The organism is Sporichthya sp. (assembly GCF_013815995.1).
Taxonomy (GTDB): Bacteria; Actinomycetota; Actinomycetes; order Sporichthyales; family Sporichthyaceae; genus Sporichthya.
In genome coordinates, this window is sequence record NZ_JACDFE010000324.1 from 1 (window position 1) to 3625 (window position 3625).

Below are 3625 nucleotides of genomic sequence, written 5' to 3' on the forward strand. Positions count from 1 at the left end.
GCCGTGCCCCGCGCCCGCGCGCAGGTCGCGCGGGCCAGCCGCATCTACGTCGAGGGCAAGCACGACGCCGAACTGGTCGAGAAGGTCTGGGGCGACGACCTGCGCGGCGTCGGCGTCGTCGTCGAGTACCTCGAGGGCATCGACGACCTGCCCGCGATCGTGCGTGAGTTCTCCCCCGGGCCGGGCCGCCGCCTCGGAGTGCTGGTCGACCACCTGGTCGCGGGCAGCAAGGAGAGCCGACTCGCGGCCCAGGCCCGCGGCGCGCACGTCCTGGTGGTGGGGCACCCCTACATCGACGTCTGGCAGGCGGTGCGCCCGCAGGTGCTCGGGTTCGAGGCCTGGCCCGAGGTGCCCCGCGGACAGCCCTGGAAGGAGGGCGTGATCGACGCCCTCGGCTGGCACCTGGAGCCGTACGCAGCGTGGAAGCGGATCCTGGGGTCCGTCCGCGGCTGGACCGACCTGGAGCCCGCCCTGCTGGGCCGGGTCGAGGAGCTCATCGACTTCGTCACCGCCGGCGATCCGTCCCTGCCGGACTGAGCCCGCGTGCCCACCGAATCCGAGCGGCGCTGGGCGGCGGGGGCACACCTCGCGTCGATCCCCGGCATGGCGCTCGGGCTCGGGTTCGTCGGTCCCCTGTTGGTCCTGTGGCTGCGCTCGCGCGGTTCCCTGACGGTCCGCCGGCACGCCGTGGCCGCGGTGAACTTCAACATCACCGTCGGACTCGTCGGGCTGGCGAGCCTGATCACCACCGCGTCGCTGGCCCGGCGCGGTGACGACAGTGGTCCGGACTGGGCCTCGGGTGCGACGGCCGCGATCATCGTCCTGCTGACCGTGTACTGGTTCCTGTTCACGGTGCGGGCAGCGATGACGGCGCGCTACGGCGAGCGCTGCCACTACCCGCTCGCCCTGCCCATCCTCCGGGTCTGACGCCCTGATCTGACGTTCGCTCAGGTCAGCTCTCGGACCACAGCGTCGGCGAGCAGCCGGCCGCGCAGGGTCAGCACCGCACGGCCGGCGTCCAACGCCGCCGGTTCCAGCAGCCCGTCCGCGCCCGCCCGCACCGCGGCGGTCCGGCCGGCCTCGTCGAGGTCCACCAGCGGAAACCCTTCGACCAGGCGGATGCCGAGCAGCACCCGTTCCAGGTCGCGCTCGGCGGCGGTGAGCAGCTCCCGCCCGGCGCCCGGGCTGAGCCCGCCCCCGATCCGGGACGCGTAGTCGCGCGGGTGGCGCACGTTCCACCACCGCACGCCGCCGACGTGGCTGTGCGCGCCGGGCCCGATACCCCACCAGTCCCCGCCGGCCCAGTACCCCTCGTTGTGCCGGCACCGCGCCGCCGGCGACGCGGCCCAGTTGGAGACCTCGTACCAGGACAGGCCGGCCGCACTGAAGGCTGCGTCGGCCGTTTCGTAGCGGGCGGCGAGCACGTCGTCGTCCGGGGCGGGCAGAACACCGCGTCGCACCTGCGCGGCCAGCCGGGTGCCCTCCTCGAGGATCAGCGCGTAGGCACTGATGTGGTCCGGCTGCGCGTCCAGGGCCGAGGAGATCGAGCCCGCCCAGTCGGCGTCGGACTCCCCCGGGCTGCCGTAGATCAGGTCGAGGTTGACCCCGGCGAAGCCGGCCGCGCGGGCCCAGCGGGCACACTCGGCGGCCCGGCCCGGCGTATGCGTGCGGTCCAGGACCGCGAGCACGTGGTTCGCCGAGCTCTGCATGCCGAAGGAGATCCGGGTGAACCCGGCCTCCACCAGGGCGTCCAGGGCCGGCCCGTCGACGCTGTCCGGATTGGACTCGACACTGACCTCCGCGTCCGGGGCGAGCCCGAACTCCTCCCGCACCACCGCCAGCATGCCGCCGAGCTGACAGGGCGTCAGGAGTGTGGGCGTTCCGCCCCCGACGAACACCGTCGACACTTCCGGGACCGCACCGCGAGCGGCGAGCACCTTGGCGGCGAACCGGATCTCGGCCGCGGCCAGGTCCGGGTACCCGTCCCGGGAGAGACCGGGCCCGAGCTCGGTGGCGGTGTAGGTGTTGAAGTCGCAGTAGCCGCAGCGGCTCGCGCAGAAGGGCACGTGCAGGTAGATGCCGAACGGTCGCTCCCCGAGTCCGGCGAGCGCCGCGCCGGGCAGCGCGCCGTCGGTGGGGACCGGCTCGCCAGAAGGCGGCTGACCGGCCATCAGGCCGGCTGCGCCCCGACGTACTCGCGGGCCCAGTCGTGCACCTTCGCCGGCAGCTCGGGCACGTCGAGCAGGCCTGGCATCAGCGTCTTCTCCGTCATGATCGCCCGGAACACCTCGGCGATGGTGACCCCATGGTCCGGGCGGTGCAGCACGACGATCTCGTCGCCGGCCCCGACCTCACCCTCGACCAGCACGCGCAGGTACGCGCCCGGCCGGCCGTCGGCGGTGAAGGTCTTCACCCAGCCACGCAGGTTGTCCAGGTGGTTCTTGAAGGTGCCGCAGGGCGTGCGCGGGGAGGAGACCTCGAACTCCGCACTGCCGATCCGCCAACGCTCCCCGATGACGGCGGCGGCCAGGTCGACCCCGCGGGTGGTCAGGTTCTCCCCGAAATTGCCGTCGTGCAGTTCGCGGCCGAGCTCTTCGGCCCAGCGGTCGAGGTCCTCGCGCTGGTAGGCGTAGACCGCCTGGTCGATACCACCGTGGTGCTTGGTGTCGGCGACCTCGTCACCGGCCAGGCCGGTGGTGTGCGCGCGCACCCGGGCGGACATGGCGCGGTTGTCGATGCCCGTGCGGCCCAGCAGGCTGCCCGGGGTGTCGACCACCCGGCCGACGTTGACGGACACCACCGATGCGCTCATGGCGTCCATTCTGCCTGGGCGAGCGGGGGCCGCGCCTTGGAGTACCGGCGGGTCAGTCGTCGTGGGCGAGGGTCAGCGGCTCCGCGGTGGTCTCGCCGTTTCCGGCGACGACCTCGGTCTGCGAGGGCGGGTACCCGACCGCGACCACGGTGTAGTTGCCGGTGTCCAGGCCCGGGAAGCTGTACGCGCCGTCGGCGTCGGTGCGGGTGACCGCAACCTCGACGCCGTCGGCGTGCAGGCTCACCCGGGCGTCGGCGATCAGCCAGCCCTCGGGGGTCTGGGCGGTGCCGGAGACCACCCCGCTGCCGCGCACCTCGACGTCCTGGCGCACCTTGCCGCCCGGCGGGATGGTGACCGGGATGGCGATCGGGCGACCGGACGGAGCGAACACCGCGAGCGTGCCGTCCTCGACGGTCAGGTCGACCAGGTCGTAGGCGCCTTCGGCGTCGGTGCGGGTGCTGGCCGCGACTGCGCCGTCGACGCCGGTGAGGGTGACCAGCGCGCCCTCGACCGGGCGACCGGTGGCGTTGGTGACCACACCGGACAGGCGAGCCGCGCCCGGGACCAGGACCTCGACCTCGACGGTCGGAGCGGGCTGCTGCTGCAACAGCACCGTCCGGGCCTGCGGCAGGTAGCCCTCGTGGCGAACCACGAGGAGGAACTCGCCACCGGAGGCGGAGAGGAACTCCGAGACGCCGTTGCCGTCGCTTTCCGCGCGGGAGAGTTGACGGCCGGCGGAGTCGAGCAGCGTCACCGTCGCCGCGGGCAGCGGCCGGCCGTCGGCGCGGCGCACCGTGACCCGCAGCGCCGGGC

Annotated in this window: 5 protein-coding genes; 2 read left to right on the forward strand and 3 right to left on the reverse strand. The window is 73.7% G+C overall.

Features of this window, described 5'->3' with window-relative positions:
* On the forward strand, nt 1-537 hold a 537-nt coding region (locus H0X00_RS22585; RefSeq protein ID WP_293775029.1), incomplete at its 5' end, for a DUF3097 family protein.
* Between the two features lie 6 nt (nt 538-543).
* Nucleotides 544-927, forward strand: a complete 384-nt coding sequence (locus H0X00_RS22590) for a DUF4870 domain-containing protein (RefSeq protein ID WP_293775031.1) — start codon at nt 544-546, stop codon at nt 925-927.
* Nucleotides 928-947: 20 nt separating this feature from the next.
* Here H0X00_RS22590 and hemW read toward each other — a convergent pair whose 3' ends face one another.
* The 3 genes from hemW to H0X00_RS22605 all read right to left on the reverse strand — a co-directional run.
* Nucleotides 948-2171 carry a radical SAM family heme chaperone HemW gene (hemW, locus tag H0X00_RS22595; protein ID WP_293775033.1) on the reverse strand — a complete coding sequence of 408 codons (1224 nt, stop codon included), beginning with the start codon at nt 2169-2171 and terminating at the stop codon, nt 948-950.
* Nucleotides 2171-2812, reverse strand: coding sequence for an MOSC domain-containing protein (locus H0X00_RS22600; protein WP_293775034.1), 642 nt, complete (start codon nt 2810-2812; stop codon nt 2171-2173). Before H0X00_RS22600 ends, hemW begins: the two co-directional genes overlap by 1 nt.
* A 52-nt stretch (nt 2813-2864) precedes the next feature.
* A partial coding sequence (locus H0X00_RS22605; RefSeq protein WP_293775036.1) for a collagen binding domain-containing protein occupies nt 2865-3625 on the reverse strand: 761 nt, incomplete at its 5' end.